Here is a 22639-nt window from a genome sequence, read left to right on the forward strand (position 1 = left end):
CAAAAAATCCGGCGCTCGTCGACTGCCATAAAACCCATGGAGTCCGTTATGAATCCATTACAGACGTCGTAATGTAAGGGATGCGCCGGTCGGTGTCCAGTCCAAACGCATGGAGTGGGGCTGGGAACGCACGGAAACCGCTTCCGTAGCGAACAAACCGTTTTACACACTGCCTTTACACCATTTTTTTGACCGATCATGTCTACGATTAACATTTCGCGTTCGCACAGCATGGGCCGCACCGCAGCCCGAACCGCGGTTGAGAAGGTGGCCGAGCAGCTTGAGGATAAGCTGGGGGCGTCGTACCGGTGGGAGCAGGATACGCTGCGTTTTAACGGCGGCGGAGCCAAAGGGCAGATTGAGGTGGAGCCGGAGACGGTGCACGTGGAGATTAAACTGGGGATGCTTCTCTCGGCGATGAAGGGGATGGTGAAGAAACAGGCCGAGGGGTATCTGGATGAGTATCTGAAGTAGGGTAGGCATGAAAGGGTGGAGGGGGATGGGGCCCTTCCATCCCAACCTCCGCACTTCCAAACCGCGGTGCCTACGCCGTATCTTCGGGCGGCCAGCATCCGAGGAGGCGGCGCACCACCACGAGTTGTCCGATGTGGTAGGCGGTGTGGCTGATGGCGATGAGCACAGAGCGCGCCATGGTGTGGGTGTCGTGAGTGGGCACCGTCTCGAACGGGTCGGTGTCGTCGAGAAAGCCGAGCAAGGCTTCGCGGTCGGCCACGACCGACTCACAGCTGCGCGTCCAGGCCGCAGGCGAGGGCGGGGCGGGGGCGTCGGGCCAGTAGTCGGCGGGCCACTCCCCCGGCGCGTAGTCTTCGTCGGTGCAGTAGCGCAGCAGGTCGTCCTGGGCGAGGCGAACGTGCTCGACCAGCTCCCAGCCGGAGTACGGCAGGTCGTCGGGGCGCACGCCGCGCAGGTCACGCGGCCAGCGGGCCGTGGCATCTTCGAAGGAGGCGTGCGCGGGGAAGTCGCCGCGCAGGCTCTTGCGTAGATGGTCGTTCAGAGCAGCAGGCATGGGGGCAGGGCGTTGAGGAGTGGAAAGCGCTTGCTTGTTGGACGGACTGCTGCTACGTTGGTTGTGCGACCGGGTCGGCGTGTCCCGACCGGAGGCTCATTTTTCTATCTCGTTTTTTGTCTGGGTTTGCTACTGCTATGGCCCGCTGGCTCCGTCGCCTGTTGCTTATTGGGGCGGCAGGGTGGATTATCGTGCTGAGTACGCACTGCCACCAGCCGCCGATTGAGACGCCGGGTGCCGCGGTCGAAGAGCCCGCGCACACGATGTACGTGATTCGCCACGGCTGGCATGCCGGAATTGCCGTGCGCACCGATGCACTGGGCGAAGCGGCCTGGCCGGTGCTCGACGACTTTGCAGCAAATGAGGCAGCACATCAGGCAGAACATCGGTACGTAGAGGTCGGCTGGGGCGACGCGGGCTACTACCCGAACCCGAGTCCGGGGGTAGGCACGCTGCTGCGCGCCGGCGCCTGGCCCACAGCGAGCGTGGTGCACGTAGCGCTCTTCGACAGGCCCGTGCAGCAGGCCTTTCCGCGCCACGACATCGTGGCCATCGAGGTGTCGGACGAGGCCGTGCAGCGCTTCGCGGCATTCGTGCAGGCCACTTTTGAAGGCGAGCGCCCCGATCCGGTCGCCGACGGGCACTACTACACGAGCGCCTTCTACCCGTCGCGCCTTTCGTACCATGTGTTCAACAACTGCAACCACTGGGCAGCGGCAGCGCTGCAGACGCTGGGCTGCGACATGCAGCCGGCGCTGACGATGCGCGTAGAACAGCTCCTCGATGACGCCGCGCACTGCGGACGCGCCATCCAGTCGGCGCCCTGATTGTCTACGCCTGCTTCCGAGATCGCCCCAAGACCGACGCCACGTTATGCATGTGCACTTCTGCCTGCCCGACCTCGCCGACCACCCTACGGGCGGCAATCGCTACAACACGGCGCTGCGTGCAGCGTGGCCCGAGGCCGATCGCATCACGACCGGTACCGGCTGGCCCCGTCCCGATTCCGACCCGTTCAAGGCCGATGTCTGGCTGGTAGACAGCCTGCTGGTGCGCACCCCCGAAATGCCCCGTATCCTGAGCGATGCGCCTCCGGCTGTGCTGCTCGCCCACTACCTCCACCTGGCCGATCCTACCCAGGCACACACCGAAGCTATCATGCAAGAGGCGCAGTATCTGCAGCGTTTTGAGGGATGCGTGGTGCCCAGCCATTTTGTGGCGGATCGCCTCAGCGAGCATGGCATGCCCCGCGAGCACATATGGGTCGCTGCGCCCGGACTGTCAGCGGCCTATCGGCACGGACGGTCTTTCGCAGAGGCGCCCGCGCCTCCCTTTCGCCTGCTCACCGTTGCCAATCCGTTCCCAAACAAGCAGGTGGTCCCCTGCCTGCACATGCTGGAGGCGCTGCCCGACTTGCCGTGGACGTGGCGCATCATCGGCGACGACGCGCTCGACCCCGAGCATGCGGCCCGCACGCGCAGAGCAATCGAAGCCTCGCCGCTGCGTGAACGCATCACGCTACGGGGCCCACAGCCAGTTGAAGCAGTGCGCGCCGCATACCGCGCTGCAGATGCCGTGCTGTGTCCGTCGCGCTTTGAGACGAGCGGGATGGTGGCACGCGAGGCGCTGGCCTGCGGCGTACCGGTGCTGGGCTTCCGCGTCGGTGGGCTGCCCGAAACCCTCGGCGCTACGGCCCAGAACGGACTCGTAGAGCCGTACGACTTCGGGCGGCTGGGCAATCGGCTGCACGAGCTGCTGACGACCCCTTCGCGCTACCACGCCTGGCACCGCGAGGCCATCCGAACGAGCCGCGGCAAGCCAGCGTGGACAGAGACGGCCGCGCGCGTCCGGCATGCGCTACAGCAGGTTGCGGCGGCGTAGGAGCCGGGCGCGGAGTGTACCTCTTGCTGCGCATGCTCATGGAGCGAGCATGCGGTAGGGAACGCCCTCGGGACGTAGCGGGGCGGCCTCGTTCGGCGGGTCGTTATGCTGCGCATTGTACTGCGCCAGGGCACGCATCGTAAGCGAGTAGAGTCCCTCCAGCGGCCATTGCTGGTCGGGCGCGTCGGGCAGAGCAAGTCCGCGCGTGAACCCCTGCTCCAGAAAGGGCTGTAGGCGGTCGGGATCGCGGGCAAAGATGTGAATGGGCACGTCCGAGTCCTCCAACGGAAGCACAGGCGGCTGGTGGTCGCCAAAGACCCACACGACGGCATCGTCGGGCGCATCCGCCTGCAGGTAATCGCGGATGAGCCGCCAGTTGTGGGTAACGGTGCGCAGATAGCGTATTTCAGGGGGCTGGTTGAGGATCAGGCGCTGGGTGAGGCTATCGGGCAGCAGGCCGTCGCGGGTGGACTGGGTGTGCTGGCGAATCCAGCGTCGCGCAGCGCCATCGGAGTCGGTGGGGGCCTGGTTAAATCGCTCCCAGTGGTCAACGTAAGGAGCCAGCCCGTGTCGCCAGAGCGCGTGGGCATCTGCCATTGCAAAGAAGAGAAAGAACGGCTGGTCGCGAGGCAGTATATTCTCGTGCGTAAAGTACAGGCTGTACTGATCGGGAATGCCGCCCCATCCGTAACTGGGGCCCTCATACTGCAGGTCGTCGTAGAAGAGCGCTGTATCGAACTGGTACGGGTCGCGTAACGGCAGTCCGGGACGGGCCCGGTTGGGCGGTTGTAGTCCGATTGTGTGGTAGCCGTGGTGCTGCAGCGTACGCACCAGCGTAGGGTACGACGGATGGCTCTTGAAGCGGTCGTCGAGCACCTGCCGGTGGATGTGTGCTCCGCTCAGGAGGGTAGCGTGAGCGAGCCACGAGCGTCCGCCCCGAATGGGGGCCGGGCCGGTTGTTGTGGCCATGTGCCATCCGTCGGCGGCGAGCGCTTCTTCTACGCGACGAAGGACCCGCGCAAATGGTGCCTGCAGGTCAGGATGCGTCGTGAGCACCTGCCCGTATGACTCGATGATAAACCAGTAGAGGGGCGGGCGATCGGTGAGGGTGAGGTCGGTGTACGCGTAGTATGCTGAATCGGGCGGTGCGTCGCCCATCTCCTGCAGCAGGTCGCGTAGCTGCCGCGAGGCGTCGAGATTGGCATGGATCTGTGCAGTGAGAGTACGCAGGCGATCGTCCTCGCGCACTTCGCGATAGGCACGGTGCTCAGTGCCCCACTCCTCGGCCGGGGCGTGCCATAACACGACAGGCCAGGCTACGAGGTGGAGTCCGAACAGCAGCGCCCAGCCGGCTGGCGTGGTGCCGCCGTGCTGCAGCGCCTGCATGCATCGGGGAATCATGGCCAGCAGGCTGCCCAGTGCGAGGAGCGCCACCGCGCCCGTCAGCAGCATGGTGGGCTCAGCCTGCTCAGAGATCAGGTAGAACGCGTTAGTCAGGAAGCGCAGGTCTTCGTACAAGATGCCGTGTCGTTGAAACGCTGTGTAGACGAGGGCGTCGTACAGCGCGTACAACAGGTAGCCGATATACACAGCCGTGGCAACCCACCGCGTACTTTGCCGGGCCGTATAGGCCGTTGCTGCGAGCAGCGTAGCAAGCACGAGTACCTCAACGCTCCACGGTGCAAACGGAGACGCCGGGATAGGCGTTAGGTAGCCGGGCAGCATAAGGAGCAGGCTCAAGATAGAAAGCGCTGCAGCAAGTGCCCCGAACGAAGGGCCCTGCGAGGCTTTGAGACTCATAGAAGTGCAGTCGTACGCCGGAATATGAATGATTCGGTTGGTCGTACCTAAAGAACGAAAGAGCATCAGCGATTAGCGAGGTGCTCCGCATCCCCAAACGAAAACGGGGCCTGCTTCGTTGCGAAGCAGACCCCGAATGCGTATCACAGACAAGACGCAGATAAAATGCAGAGCCGTTACGCCGCCTGCGTCAGCTGCTTGTCGAGCCGCTTGGTGAGCTCTTTCTTGGGTACGGCGCCCATGACCTGGTCAACGACCTCGCCGTTGTGGAAGATCATAAGCGTAGGAATGGAGCGAACGCCGTACTGCTGAGCCGTGCGTGGATTGTTGTCCACGTTGAGCTTTCCTACCTTGGCACGACCCTCGTATTCTTCAGCAACCGCGTTAACGGTCGGAGCAATTTGGCGGCACGGGCCACACCAGGGCGCCCAGAAATCAACCAGTACAGGCTGATCGGCGTTGAGAACGTCGTCCTCAAAAGTACTGTCGGAGAGTTCGAGGGTAGATTCGGCCATGGTAATATGTTCGGTTATGAAAGAAGCATTTGTGTTATTCGAGCATCAGGGAGCATCGTTCCCCGCCCGCTCTATTTTGTAGTACAGGTGCCGCTATCGTAACACCCGGCTTAAGAGCCTACGTTGATTTCTTAATTTGGGCTCCGATGGCCAGGCATACGGCATACACGATGACATGATGCACGGTACGATCGCAGACACATACCGCTATGAACAGCAACGACCGCGCCATTATCTCGCTCACGTCACTTGGGCACGGGATGGTGCACACATACGAGCTTTCCATCCCGATCTTGATGACATTATGGCTGGTCGAGTTTGACGTGTCGACAGCCGTACTGGGTAGCGTTGTTGCGCTCGGGTATGGACTCTACGGTATGGGCGCCCTTCCGGCAGGCGTTCTTGCGGATCGATGGGGCTCGCGCCGGCTCATTATAGCATGCCTGGCAGGCATGGGGCTGTCGTTTGTCGTGCTGAGTCTGGCGTCGGGGCTGTGGTCGATTACGGCTGCGCTGGTGCTGTGGGGACTGGCCGCAAGCATCTACCATCCTGCAGGGCTCACCCTTATTTCGCGGGGTGTGGTGAAGCGCGGGCATGGGCTTGCGCTGCACGGCATGGCAGGCAACGCAGGCATCGCGCTCGGACCGCTCTGTACGGCGCTGCTGCTTGTAGTGGTAGACTGGCGCGTGGTGGCGGCACTGCTGGCGCTTCCGGCTCTTGGGGCCACGCTCTACGCGGCACGCGCCTCGTTCGACGAAACCGCTGCCGATGCGGTCTTCGATGAGAGCGCCGGCGAATCAGAAGACCCACCGCCGCAGTCGCTTGCGCAGCTCTGGAGCACCTCGCGACTTCTCTTCGCGTCCGGATTTGCTGTTGTGTTTTTTGTGGTCATGTTTTCGGGACTCTATTACCGGGGGATACTCACGTTTCTGCCCGACCTGCTTGAGCGCTTCGTACAGATCGACATCGGCCTGCAGGTAGAATCGGGGCGCTACGTTTATGCTGCGCTTCTCATGGTTGGCATGGCCGGGCAGTTTCTGGGCGGCTGGCTTACGGACCATGTGCCTACCGAGCGCGCGCTGACCGGAGGATTTCTCGTGCTGGCGGCTATCGGTGTTGTGTTCTGGCCGATGGCTCTTGCAGGCACGGGCTCGCTCCTCTTCATTAGCGCGCTGCTGGGCGTGGCGCTCTTTGTCGTGCAGCCGCTCTATCAGGCAACGGTGGCTGAGTATACGCCTTCGGAAGCACGGGGCCTGTCGTACGGGTTTACCTATCTCGGCGTATTTGGCATCGGTGCACTCGGTGCAGCTGTTGCTGGTACGGTGCTCAACTACTATGCGCCCGCGGTGCTGTTTGGTGTGCTCGCCGTGTTTGCTCTTGCCGGTGCTGGACTGAGCGCATATCTGGCTGCGCGCGCACGGCATCCGTCTGAGGTATAGCGAGCGACCTTCGCTGCGGAACCGCACCTTGCCACAGGCTCGTGAGCGGCCTATTGTAGCTACCTGTTGATTAGTGAAATAAATAACGGATATTAAAAAATAGGCGTTCATTCCTGTCTGTGCACGCTGTGGATAGAATCCCAACCGTCTGTTCACAACCTGTGGATAACTTGTGTGCAGCCGCCTATTGTTTGAGCGGTTACCGTACCCCCGCGTCAGGAATAATCGCCAAATGCCCCTCAGCGCCTGCAAAGAAGGCATTATTGCCCTGCCATATTTATGTCCGTTATTTATACAGGCTCTAAAACCGATGTGTACAGTCTGTGGATAACTTTCTGGGCACTGAGGGCCCTATTGTATCGAACGCCCATCTTATATCCGTTATTTTTAATTTTTAGGTGGGTGCCTTCCCTTTAAGCCGCTGAAATGTAGGCCATACTACAGTGGGGTACGGAGGGACGCTCAGGCAGAAAGACGCTGCTGGTCGGCAGCGCGCATGTCCGGCTCCTGCCCCTCTGTTACGCCTGTATATATGGCGACATGCCACTCCTTAATTATCCCCTATAGCTCCCCCAGAATTATGCTTCGTACCATACCTTGGCTTTCTTTGTGCGCACTGCTCGCAGGTGCGCTGGTCATCGGATGCACGTCCCCACAATCTGCTGATGAGGAAACAGAGACTGACGGTCCTCCCATAGAGCGAGTCGCTGATACCGACCGTGCCGAACAGGTTGATGGAGAAGTTCAGCTGCGCGACGACCTTACGGTCGCTGCCCGTAGCGGACGATCGGCCTCCATTATGATCGCCGCCGGCGGCGGACGCGTTGAGCTCAGTCCGGCTGAAGCGCAGCGCCTGGCAGCCACCCTTCACCGCGCCGCCTTCGATATTGCCGACGAGACGGCCAAGCGGGGCATCATCGGCCCGATTCCTGAGCCCGTCTGTGAGCCGAACCCCGAAGCCGCCCTGATGGCTGTGCCCGGTGGTGCCTTTTCGCCGTGCCCAACGCCAATCATGGATCCCTCTGTCGAACAAGCCAATGCGCTTTACAATCCCGACGGATTCGGGCGCGAGGCCGGTGAGTGGCTGGAGCGCAGCACACGTGTGCCCGGTGGGTTCATGCTTCCTGAAGAGGCGCTGCGGTAGCGCATCCCAAAAGCACAAGCTCACTTCCTTTTACGGGGCCTGCGGTTCTGATACTGCAGGCCCTTTCTGTTCGAGCTCGGCATCCAGGCTATCGAGTTGCGCCTGAACGGCGGCAGCTTCATCAGGGCGCCCCTGTGCCGTGTAAAGGGTTAGCAACCCCTGTAACGTAGGACGCTCTCGCTCCGGTGCGTAGTCGCTTCGGCTGCGAAATATGCTGCTACTGGATTCAAGAAGTGGTGCAGCGTCGGAAAGCTGTCCCTCTGCCGCATAGGCGGCGCCAAGCAGCCCACGAACAAGCGCAACCCGGATGTCGCGAGTGGCAAGCTCATTCTCAACGATTTCGAGCGATCGTTCGAGATAAGGGATCGCTTCTGAGACGCGCTCCTGTTCAAAAAGCACCCGTCCTGCGCCAATGGAAGGAAACGCGTTCCATAGATGCATCGGTCCAAGGGGCGATGCATCGTAGGCTGTAATAGACGCCCGGTACAAGGAGAGAGCAGTATCTAACTGTCTGCGATCCTCGTAGACGCGTCCGAGAGCGTACTGCGTCGTTGCCACCTGGTAATGATGCGGACCGTAGGCGCTCTCGTATATCTGAAGCGCTCGCTGATAGTGCTCAATAGCCTCATCGAATCGCTGCCCCTGATGGAGAGAGAACGCGAGCTGGTAATGGGCCTGAGCGGCACGTGGGCTGTTGGGTTCGTGGCTCTCATACGTCGAGAGCGCTTCGTGAAAGAGCGCGAAGGCTGCGTCCTGCCTATCCTGGTAGATGTGTACGTCTCCGAGTCCGAGCAGCGCTTCGGCCCGATGCAACGAATCTACAGGCTGCGCCAGTGCGTCCTGGTAGGCCTCCTCAGCAGCTCCGAAGCGGCCCTGCCGGTATAGAATGGATCCCCGAAGTCGCAACGCGTCAAATCGGTCGCGCGCCGAGGGCAGAGACGTCAGTTCGTCGAGAATGGACGTGGCCTGCGCATACGCTCGCTGCTCGCGCAGCGCCTCGGCCTGCAGCAGGGTAGCAGCCGCATACTCAGGATGATGCGGACCGTGGATATCCGACCAGAGCATGCGTGCACGGTTGGCCAGCGAGTCGGCTGTGTGCACCTCGCCCAGACTCATGCTCAGCCGGCCGAGTCCCTGAAGCACCGACGCTTGCACCAGCGGTTGGTCTTGCAGCTGTTCTGCGCGGCGCATGCTCGGGTGCAACAGATCACGCGGGGCGATCATGCCGCCCTGCGCCTCTACATGAGCGGGATCGACGTCCTCAAACGTCTGCAGAAAGAAGTCGAGCGTCTGGTTGGCGCGCTCGGCTTCGGCGGTAGCGCGATGGGCCTGCCAGAGCGTGGCTGCGCCTCCAGCCAGCAAGGCCGAAACGGCTATGAAGGCCGCAAGCACGGCCCACTGGTGTCGCTTCACAAACTTGCTGGTGCGGTACCAGGTTGTGTCGTCGCGCGCCTGTACCGGATGGCCCTGCTGAAACCGCTCCAGGTCGCCAAGCAGGTCGCCTGCCGTTGCGTAGCGGACCTCGGGTTCTTTCTTGAGCGCTTTCATGATGATCGCGTCGAGGTCGCCCTGTAGACGGGTGGGCGAGTAGGGCGTGCGGTCAGCCGTCGATGCAGAAGGCGCATGCCGCAGCATGGTGCTGGGCCGTGAAGGAATAGCGTGCACCACCGCCTCGGCGATGTCTGTTGCGCCGTAGCTCTCAAACTCATAGGGGCGCTCCCCCGTCAGCAGCTCGTACATGACCACCCCGAGTGCATAGACATCTGTAGCAGGCGTTACCCGGTCGTTCTGCACCTGCTCGGGGGCTGCGTAGGCCGGTGTCATGGGCTGCCGCTGCGTGCGGGCACCGGGGTCTTCGTCATCTTCGGCCAGGAGCTTCGCGATCCCAAAGTCCAGCAGCTTGACCTGGCCCTGCGACGTCACGAGAATGTTGTCGGGCTTGAGGTCGCGATGCACGATAAGGCGGCGGTGCGCATACTGCACGGCATCGCAGACATCGGCGAGCAGGCTGATGCGTTTGTCTAACGACACGTTATGCTCACGGCAATATGTACGCAGCGGCACGCCCTGTACGTGCTCCATGATGAAGTAGGGCTGCCCCTCGCTGGTCACTCCGCCGTCGATGAGACGAGCGATATTCGGATGCTCCAGCTGGGCCAGGATCTGGCGTTCATGCTCGAACCGCTGTACGACAGCAGACGAAGCCATGCCGCGCTGGATGACTTTCAGGGCCACGTTTTTTTCGAACGAACCATCGGCCCGCTCAGCGCGATACACCACGCCCATTCCGCCCTCTCCCAGCACCTCAACGACGCGATAGGCACCGACACGAGCGCCCGGCATCAGGGTAGTGTCGCTGCTCCGGGTATGCTCGTCGACGGCTTCGCCCACAAACGTTTCAGCCAGCGAGGCTGCTCCTGCTTCCAGAAAGCTGGTGGCTTCCGCTTCGGCACGAAGCAGCGCTTCCACCTCCGCGCGGATAGCATCCGGGACGTCGGCATCGTTGAGATGCGCCTGCTGTTCATCCGGCGGCAAGTCGCAGACTGCATCGAACAGATCGCTGGCGGCTTTCCATTGCTCAGGAGAAAGATGCATGATCGACGTAAAAATTGGCGCGATAAACCAGTACGTATGCCGCGTGGCACAGGAAGAATGTAACCCCGGCAGCCGTATCTGCTGTACGATACCTATCACACGCTACCCGGCGTACGTAGGGGCAGGCGGGAGGCCAGAGGTGGCTGAACGTAGCAGGCAATGTCTATGCCCCACGCAGTGCCTTTTGCACGCTCTATACCGTGTTTTGATCGATACAAACGTTTCAGCGTAAACATAGCAATACCACTATCGCTATCAAAACAGCCCTTACTACAGCTATTGCTATGAACCCTTCTGATTTGTTGCACGACGACACGGATGGCGATGCGCCGCCGAACCCGGGCCTGCTTATCGATGCGATTGCCGAGCGGCACTGGGTGGTCATTGCCCGGCATGCCTGGCAGCAGTACCAGAAACGGGGGCGCGGCGTCATCGTCTTCCCAACACCGGGCGATGACGCAGGGTCTGCCGACCAGGGCACCGCTCCGCTTCGCTATCTCACGTTCAACGGCACGGACGACCAGATCGCGTCCAGTGGGATGCGCACGCTGCATCGCCTCACGACCACGTACGATCCTGAACAGCACGTTGTGCTTGCTATCGTCTTACCCGACGAACGCACGGTGTTCGACGTGTATGACCGTGATCCCGCGCCTGTTGATACGGAATAGCACTGCGCAGAAAGCGCGGCAAGAGCGAGCACGGTCCTACGAAAAGGCGACTGTGATGCCCAGGTACAGTGCAAATCCAACAGCGAGAAGCACGCCATATCCGACAAGTAGAACTGCGGTTTTCATGAACGTCCATGGCCACGATTGAGCGTAGACGCGCCGCAGGGTGAGCAGCAGGTACCCAAAGAGCACCCACCGTACGAATCCATTCGTACCTCCGGGTAGAATTGAGAGGCTGAACAGGTTATGCAGGGTGGCAACCAGCAGCAACACAAAGAGAAACGCATGCAGGTGGAGCGCCACAATGAGGTGCTCGGCGTACAGATGGCCCGTACGCCAGTAGAGCATCTTGAGAAGCCCTGCAAACAGCGGAAGCATAACGAATGCGAGCACCGACAGGCGCCCAACAGCGCGTTCGACGAAGCGGTCGGGGTTGTCGAGGGTGCGTAGCAGTCCGAGGGCGGCTCGTCGCGCCACCTGACTGCTCACCTCAGGGGCACCGGTCTGCTTTTCTACGAAAGCGTGGAGCGATTCGCGAATGTCGTCGGACACCGCGATTAGCGAGCCGTTTGCGGGCGTGTTGGTGTGCTGTGAGGAAGCAGCGCTTGTGTCGCTTTGCGCGTGCGGTGCGGCGCCGTCGGCCACCCCTTGTGCGAAGCGTTCCCAGTCTGATTCTGTGCCCATCAGGCGCCCCTGCGAGAGCCCTATGACCAGAAAGAGCACGAAGCTGAAAAACACAAACAGACGCAGCGGCGACACGTACCGGCGCCGGCGCGCTGCAAGATACTCGCAGGTAAGCTGGCCGGGAACGAAAAGCAGACGGACCAGCGTACGTGCGAGCCGGGTGTCGAGGTTGAGCGTTTCGGTGAGGGCTTCGCGTACCAGGGTGCCAACAGGAGCAATGCGCGACCGGGCACGCTGTCCGCACCGGTGGCAGTAGGCGCCGCGCAGCCGCACCGTGCAGTTGCGACATACAACGTCGCGTTGCGAGGCGTTGGCAGGAGGAGGAGGCATGGGTCGAAGACCATTAGTATCGGGGAGGGCCCCACATCGGGTTGCAACGGATGCGTACAACACGTGCCCCGTGTTGTGTGTATCCTGTAACGTACAGCATCTATCTACTTACGCCACATGCATTCCTACGGTTGCCAGCCCCCCGACGACATGAATACTGCCGATATGGATACTGCGCTGCACGTTGACCTCGACCTCATTCGCCGCTACAACAAACCGGGGCCGCGCTACACGAGCTACCCGACCGCGCCGCACTTCTCGCGCGACTACGACGTAGATGCGTTTGCGCATGACCTGGGGCGGGCCACGCCCGACACGCCCCTGTCGCTCTACCTGCACTTGCCGTTCTGCCGGTCGCTCTGCTATTACTGCGGATGCCACATGAAGGTGACGCAGAATCCGACGACGATTCAGCGCTACGTAGAAGCCATTAAGCGCGAGATCGATCTGGTTGCTGAGCGCCTCGACACGCGGCGCCCGGTTGTGCAGATTCACTGGGGTGGGGGCACGCCCACATACCTCACTGCAGCTCAGATCGAGGAGCTGGGCACGCATCTGTACGACCGGTTTGCAGTTACCCCCGATGCAGAAGTCAGTCTCGAAGCCGATCCGCGTGGACTCACCGAAGACCGCGTTGCGGCGGCGGCCCAGGTTGGATTCAACCGCATCAGCTTCGGTGTGCAAGATGTGAATCCGGTCGTGCAGGAGGCGATCAACCGCATCCAACCAACTGACATGGTCGCCGAAGCGTTCGACTGGGCACGCCACCACGGGTTTGGTGGCATCAACATGGACCTGGTCTACGGACTGCCGCATCAGACCGAAGAGCGGTTTCAGCGCACGCTCGACGTTGTCGACCGGCTGAACCCAGACCGCATTGCGCTTTACAGCTACGCGCACGTGCCGTCCATGAAAAAGCATCAGCGCGTGATCGACGAAGACGCGTTGCCGGCGCCCGAAGAAAAGCTGCGTCTCTTTAAACGCGGCATCGAGCACCTGACGGGGCCGGGCGGCTACCGGTTCATCGGAATGGATCACTTTGCACGCCCAAACGATGCGCTCGCAAAAGCACAGGACGAGGGCGACTTGCATCGCAACTTTCAGGGCTACTCCACGCATTCCGATGCCGAAGTAGTGGCGTTCGGCGTGTCGGGCATCAGTCAGCTGCGTGGCGCGTACGCGCAGAACGTGAAGGCGCTGCCGGTCTACTACGACCGCATCGACCGCGGCGAGCTCATGACGTATCGTGGCGTGCGCCTGACCGACGACGACCATCTGCGACGCTATGTGATTGGAGAGCTCATGTGCAACTTCCAGCTCCGCAAGGCCGATGTGGAGGAGCGCTTCGGCATCGATTTCGATGTGGTGTTGGGGGATGCGTGGGCGCGGCTCGCGCCGCTCGAAGCCGACGGGCTCGTCACCTGCACGCCCAAGGCGGTGCATGTGCGCCCGGCGGGCCGGCTGCTCATCCGCAACGTGGCCATGGCCTTCGATGCCTACTGGGCCCATGAGGAGCGGCCCGTACATGCACAGACCGTGTAGCGACGGGACGGCGGGCTTGATTGGTAGCACGACAGCGAACGGGACGCAGAGATAGTAGCGCAACGCACGAACAGAACCAGCCGCCTCGCGTGTGAACCTGTGTAGCGTGGCGTGTATGGCTTTCTAATTATGCTGTTGGATGCGGACGCCGGTTGTCCGCCACATGGGCGAGATGCATACACGCTGCATATACGCTGCATACACGCTACTGCTTCGATCACGCCTCCCCGCTTCTGACCTCTGCCGCTGATGGCCGATTCTGCGCTCCCCGATCGTTCCCCGCTCATCCACCACCTGCACACGCTTCTGGATGCGGCACCGGGTACCCACACCGTTGTGTTTGTCGCCCAGACGCAGCTTGGCAAGGCCCTCGAAGAGGCCGCAGCACGCATCCAGTCGAGCATTGGACTACGGTGTACGACCATTGCCGCTTATGCTCGCCGGCTGGCACAGGCCGATCTGCTCAGAGCCGGAAGTCAGCGGCTTCCGTCGGGTATCGACCAGATGCTCGCCGCGTACGCTGTCGACCAGCTGCCTGTCCAAACACGTGAGCAGCTGCTACAGGGCAGCACGGCAGCACGACTCTCGGGCTCGCTCGCCCAGACGTTCTCGGTGCTGCGCAAGCATGGCGTACAGCCCAATGCCTACCAGCAGGCCCTGAAGTCCGCCGAAACCACTACGGCTCAGCAAGAGGCGCAGGCAGAAGCCTACCGGCACTACGTAGATGCCCTGACGGAAAATAAGTACTACGACGAGGCCGATGTGCTACAGCGTGCCACCGAACTCGTGCAGGAAGGCGCTGTGCACGAGCCGCGGCAGAGTCAGTATGCCATCGTAGACGACGTAGACGTGCCCGGCTACGCTCGCGCACTGGTCGACGCGCTGGCCAATGCGAGTCCGCACCCGCTACGGCGGCTCGGGCAGGAGCATCCTACCAAGCAGGCGCCCGTGCTGAGTGCCGCTAAGGTCTTTCCGGATGCGAAGCCCCCTGCCCGCCCGGAAGCCGGCCCCACAGCGCAGGCAGTGCATGCATCCAGCCGTGCGGCAGCAGGCAACGGGGCGAGCACGCTGCGCATCCCTAAAGAACTGCATTTCCGTACCACGGTCGGACTCGCCGAGGAGGTGCGGGCCGTGTTTCGCGACATCCAGCAGCGTGGGCTGCCGTTCGACCAGGTCGAAATCGCTTACACCGCCCCCGACCCGTATCTCTCTATCGTCGAGCAGCAGGCCGAGCGGCACGACGTGCCCGTATCGCTGAGCCCGGGCCGCCACCTGCGCGAAACGCGTCCGGGACAGGCGCTCATCGCCTACCTCGACTGGATGGCCGGTCCGCAAGAAGCGGCGCCGTTCATCCATCTGCTACGGGCTGGACATCTCACCCTACAGCGCACGGCAGGGCTGGCCCTGTCGGATGCAGAGATCGCAACCTGGCTGGCCGAGCGGACCTACCAGCCGGGTGCTACAAGCCTGCTTAAGGGCGTGGCACGCCGCATCGACCATGCCAAAGAGCAGGATTATGCCACCGATGCGCAGATTAAGCAATGGACGCGGCTTTACGAATCGCTTGAGGGACTGCTTGGCGATCTGCCATCCGGGCCCTCCGACATCAAAACGGTCGCAGAGCATTGCGAGACGTTTCTGACGCAGTACGGTCCGGTCGACAAACCAACGGGCACGGCAGAGACCTTCGACGAGAAGGCACGCGGTCGCATCCTGCAGTACCTGAACACGCTGCAGCGAAGCGAAGGGGATGTGTACAGAGACTCAGCTACGCGCCTTGCCGACTACATCCGTACGTGGGTGCGCGAGACGTTCGTGGGCGCGCAGCGTCCACAGCCCGGCGATGTGCATGTAGTCCCGCTCACTACCGTCGGCTACGCCAACCGCCCGCACCTGTACGTAGTCGGGATGGATGCGGAGAGCCTCTCCGTGACGCTTAATGATGACCCGCTCTTGAGCGATGCCGACCGCCGGCGCCTCAACGAACACGAGCAGATTACGCTTCCGCTCACCGCCAACCGGCGTCAGGAAGAGGACTGGCGCGTACGGCAGGCGCTTCTGCGTCACCACGGCGATGCCACGTTCATCATGCACCGCTTCGACCTGCGCAACAGCGAGGAGCGCTTCCCCGGCACGCTCTACCTGCAGCTGCGCACCGTTGTGCAGGCGGCCCTTGGGTCAGATCCTGAGGAGCACGACGAACTCACCATGCAGGATGCGCAGCACACCCTCGATGCGCTCGACGCGTGGGGCCTCACCGAACGGGCACTGTCGGATGCGAAGCGCGGCACCGAATCTGCTTCTGACTATCTAACGCGCACCGCGCAGCACATCCTGCACGGCCTTGATGCCGAAACCGCACGAGCCTCCGACGAGGTGACCGCCTACGACGGTGTGTTGCAGGACCCGCCGTATCCTGGACTCGATCTGCTTGACCCCGATACCGACACCATTGCCTCCGCCTCGCGCCTGGAGATGTTTGCGCGTACGCCGTATCTCTACTTCGTAAAGTACGTGCTGGAGGCCGAGCCGCTCGACGAGCCGGCCCTCGACGACGAAGACTGGCTCGACCCGCTCACGCGCGGCACCATCTTGCACCGCACCTATGAGCTGTTCTTGAACCCAGAAGACGGCGGAATCGGGCGCATGCCAACGCTCGACGATGAACCGGCGCTCATGGATGCGTTTGAGGCTGCCTTCAAAGAAGCTACCCAGCAACGCGGTACACCGCCAAACGACCAGGTAGAAGCTGCGGCGAAAGAGGGTTTGCGTGCCGATGTGCGCGCTTTCCTGCGCGCCGACGCCGCGCGTGGAGCCGACCATCCCGATCTGATGCCCAAGCGCTTCGAGTGGAGCTTCGGCAACCGTCCGCGCGACGAGCATCCCGAGGTGGAACTGGCTACCGGGCGCGGTACGCTTCGGCTGCGCGGGGCGGTCGATCGCATCGATGCACTCAACGGAGAACTGCTTATCTGGGACTACAAGACCGGCGGGGTGCGCAATTACGATCCGCTCGACGGGCTCCGCAATAAGCGCTGGTCGCTGCAGTGGATGCTCTACGCCCGGGCCGTCGAAGAGGCGCTGGGGGGCTCGGTGGCCCGCTCGGGCTACTACTTTGCCACCGCCCGCCAGATGGGGCGCACCGTGTCGTATCCGCCCGACAGCACCGGCGACAGCCACCCCGATACGTACCGCCAGGATCTGAACCGCATCCTGAACACGCTCTCCGAGATGGCCCGCCACGGCGTGTTTGTGCCCTCGGGCGATTCGCTGAAGCAGAGCGACTGGCGCTACAACTACACCCCGCTCGTCTACGATCGCCGCATGCGCCGCGAGCAGATCCAGGCCAAAGATTGGCCCGACGATCGGCCTCACCTGCATCATGATTGATCGGACCGTAGGGACACGGCGCGCCGTGTCCCTACGCACTCCCCTTTTCATTCAGCCCTCACCTCCCATGCCCACAACCACCTCCGACACTGCCGCCCGCACCCGCATTGGTCCGTACGCCGGCGATGCGCTGCCCGACCTGGACGGATTCGACGCTGATACCAACTTTCTCGTACGCGCCTCGGCCGGGGCCGGCAAGACCACCTCGCTCGTGGCGCGCCTTGAAGCGCTCGTGCGCACCGGCGTGCCCATTGGCGACCTCACCGCCATCACATTCACGCGCAAAGCCGCAGGCGAGATGAAGGAGCGCCTGTTCGAGCGTCTTCAACTGCTGCAGCACAAAGCGCCTGCCGGGTCGGCCGATGCGCGGCGGTTGCGGCACGGGCTCGATGACCTGTCGCAGTGCTTTGTAGGCACCATCCACAGCTTCTGTGCGCGGCTCTTGCGCGAGTTTCCGCTGCAGGCCGCCCTGCCGCCGGACTTCGACATGGAGCTGGACGGGCGCGAGATCGACGAGATGAAGCGCCGCGCCTGGCAGCAGTACCTGCGGCGCATCCACAAAGACGCGCCGGAGCGCATCGAGGCGGTGCAGGCCGTAGGCTACACGCCCGCCGACCTCTACGACCAGTTCACCGTGCTGAGTCGCTATCCCGACCTGGAGCCGTACACCGAAGACATCCCCGCACCCGACCTTAACGACGCCACCGCCACCGTGGCCGAGTTTGTGCGCCGGTGGGCGCCCTACCTGCCCACGCCGCTGCCCGACACCAGCGGACGATGCTGCAACGCCCTGGCCGCCATTGCCCAGGCGGACCAGATGCTGCGTGTGAATCCCCCTGAAACACCTGCCGAACAGGCCGCGCTGCTGTCGCTCTTCGAAGGCCTCGCCAAAGACGACAATCGCAAAAACCGCGATGGGCGCCGCGGTAAGATGACGCCCAGCCACTGGAACGAGAACAAGCCTAAAGCCAAAGAGCTTCAAGACGAGCACCTCGCGCCGCTGGTCGACGAGGTGGTCGATCCGCTCATGACCCGGTGGCATGCCCACGCGCACCACGTATGTACGCAGTTCACGCACGGCGCCGTGGAGCCCCTGCTCACCCTGCGCCGCGAGCGCGGACAGCTTTCGTCGAACGACCTGCTTCTCTACACGCGCAATCTGCTGCGCGACCATCCAAGTGTGCGACGGGCGCTGCACCAGCGCTATCCGCGGCTTATGGTCGACGAGTTTCAGGATACCGATCCGCTGCAGGCCGAGATCCTCTTCTACCTGACCGGCACCAACCACGAAACCACCGACTGGCGTGCCACCAACCCGGCGCCCGGATCGCTCTTCGTGGTGGGCGACGACAAGCAGTCCATCTACCGCTTTCGCCGCGCCGACATGGCCATCTTCAACGATGTGGCCGGTCTGATCGACGACCAGCCGCATGGCGAAGCGCTCACGCTCACGCGCAACTTTCGCTCCACCGCGCGGCTCTGCCATGCCTTCAACGAGATGTTCGACACCCCCTTCACCACCGATCGCACCGAGGCCGACACCGACCCGACGCACGACCTGCCGGCCGACGCCGTGCAGGCCGAGTACACCGACTTCGACCCGCACCGCACCACCAATCCCGACGGTCCGGTGCTCTACCAGTCGACCATCGAATACAAGAGGCGCAACAACTCTACCGCCATCGCCGAAGACGATGCTGAGCGCATCGCCCGGTACATCCACCGCGCCGCCACCACCAACGAGCCGCTGCAGCACGGGCCCGAGGGCGCTCTCGTAGAGGGCGAGCCCGGCGACTTCATGATCCTCACGCGCGTCACCTCGCGCCTTTCGATCTACGCCGAAGCGCTGGCCCGCTACAACATCCCCTACGTCGTGATGGGGGGCAAAGACGCCCACGAATCCCGCGAGCTGCACGCCCTCGTGCAGCTTCTCACCTGCGTCTTCCGCCCCGACGACCCGCTGGCCCACCTCGCCTATCTGCAGGGCCCCCTCGTCGGCTTCAGCGACGACGACCTCTACCGACTCAAACAATACGGGATGGTTTTAGGGGATACGGAGCAGAACGCCTTCTCCAGCGCTCCAACCGCGCTCCGCGAGCGGCTTGCCACGGCCCACGATCGCATCTCGGACGCGAAAGAGAAGCTGCACAACCAGCGCCCAGCGCCCGCCATCGAATCTATTCTGGACGACAGCCAGCTCTACGCCCGCGCGGCCTCCGATGCCACCGAAGGCTCGCTCAACGCAGGTCGCCTGCAGCGCGTTCTGGCCGAAGTGCAAGCCTTCGATGCCCGCGGCCTGGCAGCATACGAGATCTGGCGTGAGCTGCAGTACATCGCTGATGGCAATGCCGACATCGACGGCATGACGCTCGACACCGGCTCCGACAACGCAGTGCAGCTTTTGAACGTGCACAAAGCCAAGGGCCTGCAGGCCAACGTCGTCTTCCTGGCCGACCCGTATGGTGGATCACGCAGCGGCGGCATCACCGAGCATGTGCGGCGGCAGGAGAACGAGATTGTGGTGCCCGTGCTGAATGCGTATCAGCACAATACCAGCGTTGCGGCGGCGCCCGAGGCGTGGCCCGAGTTTGAAGCCGTCGAGAGCGTGCTGGAGGATGCCGAGGCGCACCGTCTGGAGTATGTGGCAGCCACGCGCGCGAAGCAGATGCTGGTCGTATCCCGCTACCACCACAAAAACGACGGCTACAAGCCCGGTTACTGGCGCGCGGTGGATGCATACTGTAGTGACCACGACATAACCGAACTGCCCGTTTCGGAAGGGGAACGCCCCGAAGCGCCCACCCCGCACGTGCTGCGCGATCTGCACGACCACCTAAACAAGCAACGGGAGAGTCGCGAGAAATTGGCTGACAAGACGTATCGCACAGTAACGATATCGGATACTGCGCACGGCAAAACGGTAGCATCTGCCAGGGGCAGCTACTCGAACACACTCGGGAATGCCCTGCACGCCCTTGTCGAACAGGTTGTGCTGCGGCATCCGACGATGCCTGAATACGAGACTGAGCACCTGAAGCACCTGCTTCTTGAACACGAGGCCGATCCCGCCCAGCACGACGTGCTCCACCGCATGCTGGATGCCCTGGTCGAGAGTCCGCTCTGGCATGCCCTTGCTGATGCAACAACCATCTACACCGAGCTCCCGCTCAGCCGCCTGCTACCGGGGGATGCCGACGCTGCCGACACCGTGCAGCACGGCACCATCGACCTGGCCTACCGCACGGGCAATGCCTGGCACCTTGTTGATTACAAGAGCGACCGGATCGAAGACCCGTCGCATCTCCGCGAACTGGTCCACGCATACGCACCACAGCTGCGGCTGTACGCCACGGCGTGGGAGGAAGCCACGGGGCACCGGCCCGAATCAGCGCATCTCTGGTTTGCCGATGCACCGCGTATTGGGCAGAATGCCGAGCAGTCTGTTGCCCTGGATGGATAGGTCAGTACTTGCCTGTGGTAAGGCCCCGTGGTAAGGCCCGTGGTAAGAACACGACGCGCCGTGTTTCTACGAACAGGCTACGCCCGTCGTGGTGCACATCGCGTCGATGAACGAACGGATGGACTCCGCGCCGCGCAGCCGTGCATCGACCGTGCCGTTGCGATAGACGAGCATCGTGGGTACCACCTCGATGCCTTGCTCACGGGCCAACTCGGTGTAATCGGCCACGTTAAGCGTGCCGACTACCGCTTCGTCCTTCAGATCGCGCGACAGGCGCTTCATGTCGTTGGTCAGCCCCTGGCAGGCGTAGCAGCGCGGCTCCCAGAACTCCAGGATGGCGTGGTCAGCCTCCAGGATACGAGATGCGAACGTATCGTCTGTTACAGTGAGCGGGTGGGTATCAGTAGACATAGCGGTTGGGAGCAAGGCACAGAGTAACGAGTGATGCTGGGGGACATGCAGTCTGTGTGATTACTGCCCAAAACGCTACACCGCTGGACACACGGAAGCAGGGTATGCAGCCCGCGACTCGTTTTCGTCTACTTCCCGATACAGAACTGCGAGAAGATCTGGCCGAGCACGTCTTCGTTGGTGACCTCGCCGGTGATGGCGCCGAGCGCATGCAGCGCCTCGCGCAGGTCGAGCGTGAGCAGGTCGCTTGATACACCCTGCTCGTAGGCACGATGCGCACGCTCCAGCGCGGTCTGCGCCTCTTGCAGATGCTGCCGATGGCGCTTGTTCATAACGACAGCCGAGGCCTCGGTGTCGCGCAGGTCGGCATCGACCTGGTCGAGAAGCGCGGTGGTGAGGCGGTCGAGCTCGTCCGCGTCGTCGAACGCGTCGAGTGCCGAGAAGGAGAGCGCGTGCCCCACGTCGAGATCGGGCGTGCGTTCGGTGTCTACCGTGTCGGATTTGTTGGCGACAACCAGCGTGGGCACCGACGGCTCCGCATCCGATAGCTCCTGGAGGAATGCGCGCTCATCGGCGTCGAGTCCGCGCTGCTGGTCGTAGACATAGAGCAGAACATCGGCTTCGCGAATGGAGGCTTCGGCGCGGCGTACGCCCTCGGCCTCGATCTGGTTGGAGGTGTCGCGCAGACCCGCCGTATCCACAAAGCGGAAGAGGAGTCCGTCGAGTTCGGCTTCGGCCTCGATCTCGTCGCGGGTGGTGCCGGGAGTGGCGCTCACGATAGCGCGGTCGCGTCCGACCAGGGCGTTGAGCAGCGTCGACTTGCCCGCGTTGGGGCGTCCGCCAATCACCACGCGCACGCCGTCGCGCAGCAGTTCGCCGGTGCGGTAGGAGTCGAGCAGGGTAGAGACAAGCCGCTGGGCCGTGTCGAGCAAAGAGGTGAGCCGTTCGCGGTCGGCGAACTCGACATCTTCTTCGGAGAAGTCGATCTCCAGCTCCATGAGTGCGCAGAGGTCGAGCAGCTCCTCGCGCAGGTTGGAGAGGCGGTCGGAGTAGCGTCCGCGCAGGTGCTGCATGGATACGCGGTGCGCCTGCTCGGAGGAGGCGTGGATGAGATCGGCGACGGCTTCGGCCTGGGCCAGGTCGAGCTTGCCGTTGAGGAAGGCGCGCTCGGTGAACTCGCCGGGCTCGGCCATGCGTGCGCCTGCCTGCAGGAGCGCGTCGAGCACAAGCTGCGGTGCCAGGTCGCCGCCGTGGCACGACACCTCAACAACATCCTCGCCCGTAGCAGAGCGCGGGCCTTGAAAGACGGTGGCGACCACCTGATCAAGCTCCTGCCCTTCTGCATCCACCACATACCCGACGTGGGCAGTGTGAGAAGCCACGTCGGTGAGATCGGCACCGCGAAAGCGCTGGCTCACAACGTTGCGTGCTTCAGGCCCCGACACGCGGATGATGGCGAGTGCTGCACGTCCGCGTGCCGTAGCAATGGCAGCGATGGTATCCGACTCGGCAGGCATGAAGGCAGGCGCGTCGTGTGTTTAGAGCCTGTTTGGGTTTTGGTTTGCGGACGAGAGCGAGCGCCGCTGCGGCGAAAATTGGACCACGATGGAGGTTCGTAGCCGGGGCTACGGGCCGACACGAGGGCGCAAGCCCGACTGACACCCGTATATCGGGGACAATTTGCACCAGGGGCATGACCTTCGGCCCCAGCCCAGCGGAGCCGCTCGCAGCGCCCCGACCGCAGGGAGGA

The 22639-nt window shown here is 62.8% G+C and carries 16 protein-coding genes; 9 read left to right on the forward strand and 7 right to left on the reverse strand.

Annotated elements, in window-relative coordinates:
* Positions 1–198 precede the first annotated feature (198 nt).
* Positions 199–474 (forward strand): polyhydroxyalkanoic acid system family protein, encoded by a 276-nt coding sequence (locus tag PPP56_RS11200; RefSeq protein WP_353564129.1) that lies wholly within the window; start codon positions 199–201, stop codon positions 472–474.
* 70 nt (positions 475–544) lie between these two features.
* On the opposite strand, the gene PPP56_RS11205 is transcribed toward PPP56_RS11200, so the two are convergent.
* Positions 545–1027 (reverse strand): DinB family protein, encoded by a 483-nt coding sequence (locus PPP56_RS11205; protein ID WP_353564130.1) that lies wholly within the window; start codon positions 1025–1027, stop codon positions 545–547.
* A 137-nt stretch (positions 1028–1164) separates the two neighbouring features.
* Between PPP56_RS11205 and PPP56_RS11210 the strand changes: the two genes are divergently transcribed.
* Together PPP56_RS11210 and PPP56_RS11215 are read left to right on the forward strand one after the other, a co-directional pair.
* Entirely contained in the window at positions 1165–1854 is a 690-nt protein-coding gene (locus PPP56_RS11210) for a DUF2459 domain-containing protein (protein WP_353564131.1), read from the forward strand.
* Between the two features lie 46 nt (positions 1855–1900).
* On the forward strand, positions 1901–2908 hold the full coding sequence (locus PPP56_RS11215; protein ID WP_353564132.1) for a glycosyltransferase family 4 protein: 1008 nt from the start codon (positions 1901–1903) through the stop codon (positions 2906–2908).
* A gap of 36 nt (positions 2909–2944) precedes the next feature.
* Here PPP56_RS11215 and PPP56_RS11220 read toward each other — a convergent pair whose 3' ends face one another.
* Positions 2945–4708, reverse strand: a complete 1764-nt coding sequence (locus PPP56_RS11220) for an alkaline phosphatase family protein (protein WP_353564133.1) — start codon at positions 4706–4708, stop codon at positions 2945–2947.
* Between the two features lie 176 nt (positions 4709–4884).
* The gene (trxA, locus tag PPP56_RS11225) at positions 4885–5223 is read right to left on the reverse strand and encodes a thioredoxin (RefSeq protein WP_353564134.1); all 339 of its coding nucleotides are present in this window, start codon (positions 5221–5223) and stop codon (positions 4885–4887) included.
* A gap of 209 nt (positions 5224–5432) precedes the next feature.
* Here trxA and PPP56_RS11230 point away from each other — a divergent pair, with 209 nt between their 5' ends.
* Positions 5433–6662 carry an MFS transporter gene (locus tag PPP56_RS11230; protein WP_353564135.1) on the forward strand — a complete coding sequence of 410 codons (1230 nt, stop codon included), beginning with the start codon at positions 5433–5435 and terminating at the stop codon, positions 6660–6662.
* Positions 6663–7242: 580 nt separating this feature from the next.
* The gene (locus tag PPP56_RS11235; RefSeq protein WP_353564136.1) at positions 7243–7806 is read left to right on the forward strand and encodes a hypothetical protein; all 564 of its coding nucleotides are present in this window, start codon (positions 7243–7245) and stop codon (positions 7804–7806) included.
* Positions 7807–7836: 30 nt separating this feature from the next.
* Here PPP56_RS11235 and PPP56_RS11240 read toward each other — a convergent pair whose 3' ends face one another.
* Positions 7837–10401, reverse strand: a complete 2565-nt coding sequence (locus tag PPP56_RS11240; protein ID WP_353564137.1) for a protein kinase domain-containing protein — start codon at positions 10399–10401, stop codon at positions 7837–7839.
* 284 nt (positions 10402–10685) lie between these two features.
* Between PPP56_RS11240 and PPP56_RS11245 the strand changes: the two genes are divergently transcribed.
* Entirely contained in the window at positions 10686–11072 is a 387-nt protein-coding gene (locus PPP56_RS11245; RefSeq protein ID WP_353564138.1) for a hypothetical protein, read from the forward strand.
* Positions 11073–11108: 36 nt separating this feature from the next.
* Here the strand turns inward: PPP56_RS11245 and PPP56_RS11250 are convergent, their stop codons facing one another.
* Positions 11109–12086 (reverse strand): DUF3667 domain-containing protein, encoded by a 978-nt coding sequence (locus PPP56_RS11250; protein WP_353564139.1) that lies wholly within the window; start codon positions 12084–12086, stop codon positions 11109–11111.
* 150 nt (positions 12087–12236) lie between these two features.
* On the opposite strand from PPP56_RS11250, the gene hemN reads away from it, so the two are divergent.
* From hemN to PPP56_RS11265, 3 genes are all read left to right on the forward strand, one after another.
* Positions 12237–13628: an oxygen-independent coproporphyrinogen III oxidase gene (gene hemN / locus PPP56_RS11255; protein WP_353564140.1), complete on the forward strand. Its 1392-nt coding sequence runs from the start codon at positions 12237–12239 to the stop codon at positions 13626–13628.
* A 249-nt stretch (positions 13629–13877) separates the two neighbouring features.
* Positions 13878–17018: a PD-(D/E)XK nuclease family protein gene (locus tag PPP56_RS11260; RefSeq protein ID WP_353564141.1), complete on the forward strand. Its 3141-nt coding sequence runs from the start codon at positions 13878–13880 to the stop codon at positions 17016–17018.
* Positions 17019–17085: 67 nt separating this feature from the next.
* Complete coding sequence (locus PPP56_RS11265; RefSeq protein WP_353564142.1) at positions 17086–20478, forward strand: UvrD-helicase domain-containing protein; 3393 nt, start codon at positions 17086–17088, stop codon at positions 20476–20478.
* A gap of 66 nt (positions 20479–20544) precedes the next feature.
* On the opposite strand, the gene PPP56_RS11270 is transcribed toward PPP56_RS11265, so the two are convergent.
* Positions 20545–20889: a thioredoxin family protein gene (locus PPP56_RS11270; protein WP_353564143.1), complete on the reverse strand. Its 345-nt coding sequence runs from the start codon at positions 20887–20889 to the stop codon at positions 20545–20547.
* Between the two features lie 128 nt (positions 20890–21017).
* Positions 21018–22406, reverse strand: a complete 1389-nt coding sequence (mnmE, locus tag PPP56_RS11275) for a tRNA uridine-5-carboxymethylaminomethyl(34) synthesis GTPase MnmE (RefSeq protein WP_353564144.1) — start codon at positions 22404–22406, stop codon at positions 21018–21020.
* Between the last annotated feature and the right edge of the window lie 233 nt (positions 22407–22639).

Source organism: Longimonas sp. (assembly GCF_040409695.1).
In the GTDB taxonomy this organism is placed as follows: Bacteria; Bacteroidota; Rhodothermia; order Rhodothermales; family Salinibacteraceae; genus Longimonas.

Excerpts from the sequence above, each read along its gene's own strand:
- PPP56_RS11245 (WP_353564138.1), top strand. The coding sequence starts at position 10,686 with ATGAACCCTTCTGATTTGTTGCACGACGACACGGATGGCGATGCGCCG.
- PPP56_RS11200 (WP_353564129.1), top strand. The coding sequence starts at position 199 with ATGTCTACGATTAACATTTCGCGTTCGCACAGCATGGGCCGCACCGCA.
- PPP56_RS11215 (WP_353564132.1), top strand. The coding sequence starts at position 1,901 with ATGCATGTGCACTTCTGCCTGCCCGACCTCGCCGACCACCCTACGGGC.
- PPP56_RS11230 (WP_353564135.1), top strand. The coding sequence starts at position 5,433 with ATGAACAGCAACGACCGCGCCATTATCTCGCTCACGTCACTTGGGCAC.
- PPP56_RS11220 (WP_353564133.1), bottom strand. The coding sequence starts at position 4,708 with ATGAGTCTCAAAGCCTCGCAGGGCCCTTCGTTCGGGGCACTTGCTGCA.
- PPP56_RS11270 (WP_353564143.1), bottom strand. The coding sequence starts at position 20,889 with ATGTCTACTGATACCCACCCGCTCACTGTAACAGACGATACGTTCGCA.
- PPP56_RS11260 (WP_353564141.1), top strand. The coding sequence starts at position 13,878 with ATGGCCGATTCTGCGCTCCCCGATCGTTCCCCGCTCATCCACCACCTG.
- mnmE (WP_353564144.1), bottom strand. The coding sequence starts at position 22,406 with ATGCCTGCCGAGTCGGATACCATCGCTGCCATTGCTACGGCACGCGGA.
- PPP56_RS11240 (WP_353564137.1), bottom strand. The coding sequence starts at position 10,401 with ATGCATCTTTCTCCTGAGCAATGGAAAGCCGCCAGCGATCTGTTCGAT.
- trxA (WP_353564134.1), bottom strand. The coding sequence starts at position 5,223 with ATGGCCGAATCTACCCTCGAACTCTCCGACAGTACTTTTGAGGACGAC.
- PPP56_RS11205 (WP_353564130.1), bottom strand. The coding sequence starts at position 1,027 with ATGCCTGCTGCTCTGAACGACCATCTACGCAAGAGCCTGCGCGGCGAC.
- PPP56_RS11210 (WP_353564131.1), top strand. The coding sequence starts at position 1,165 with ATGGCCCGCTGGCTCCGTCGCCTGTTGCTTATTGGGGCGGCAGGGTGG.
- hemN (WP_353564140.1), top strand. The coding sequence starts at position 12,237 with ATGAATACTGCCGATATGGATACTGCGCTGCACGTTGACCTCGACCTC.
- PPP56_RS11265 (WP_353564142.1), top strand. The coding sequence starts at position 17,086 with ATGCCCACAACCACCTCCGACACTGCCGCCCGCACCCGCATTGGTCCG.
- PPP56_RS11250 (WP_353564139.1), bottom strand. The coding sequence starts at position 12,086 with ATGCCTCCTCCTCCTGCCAACGCCTCGCAACGCGACGTTGTATGTCGC.
- PPP56_RS11235 (WP_353564136.1), top strand. The coding sequence starts at position 7,243 with ATGCTTCGTACCATACCTTGGCTTTCTTTGTGCGCACTGCTCGCAGGT.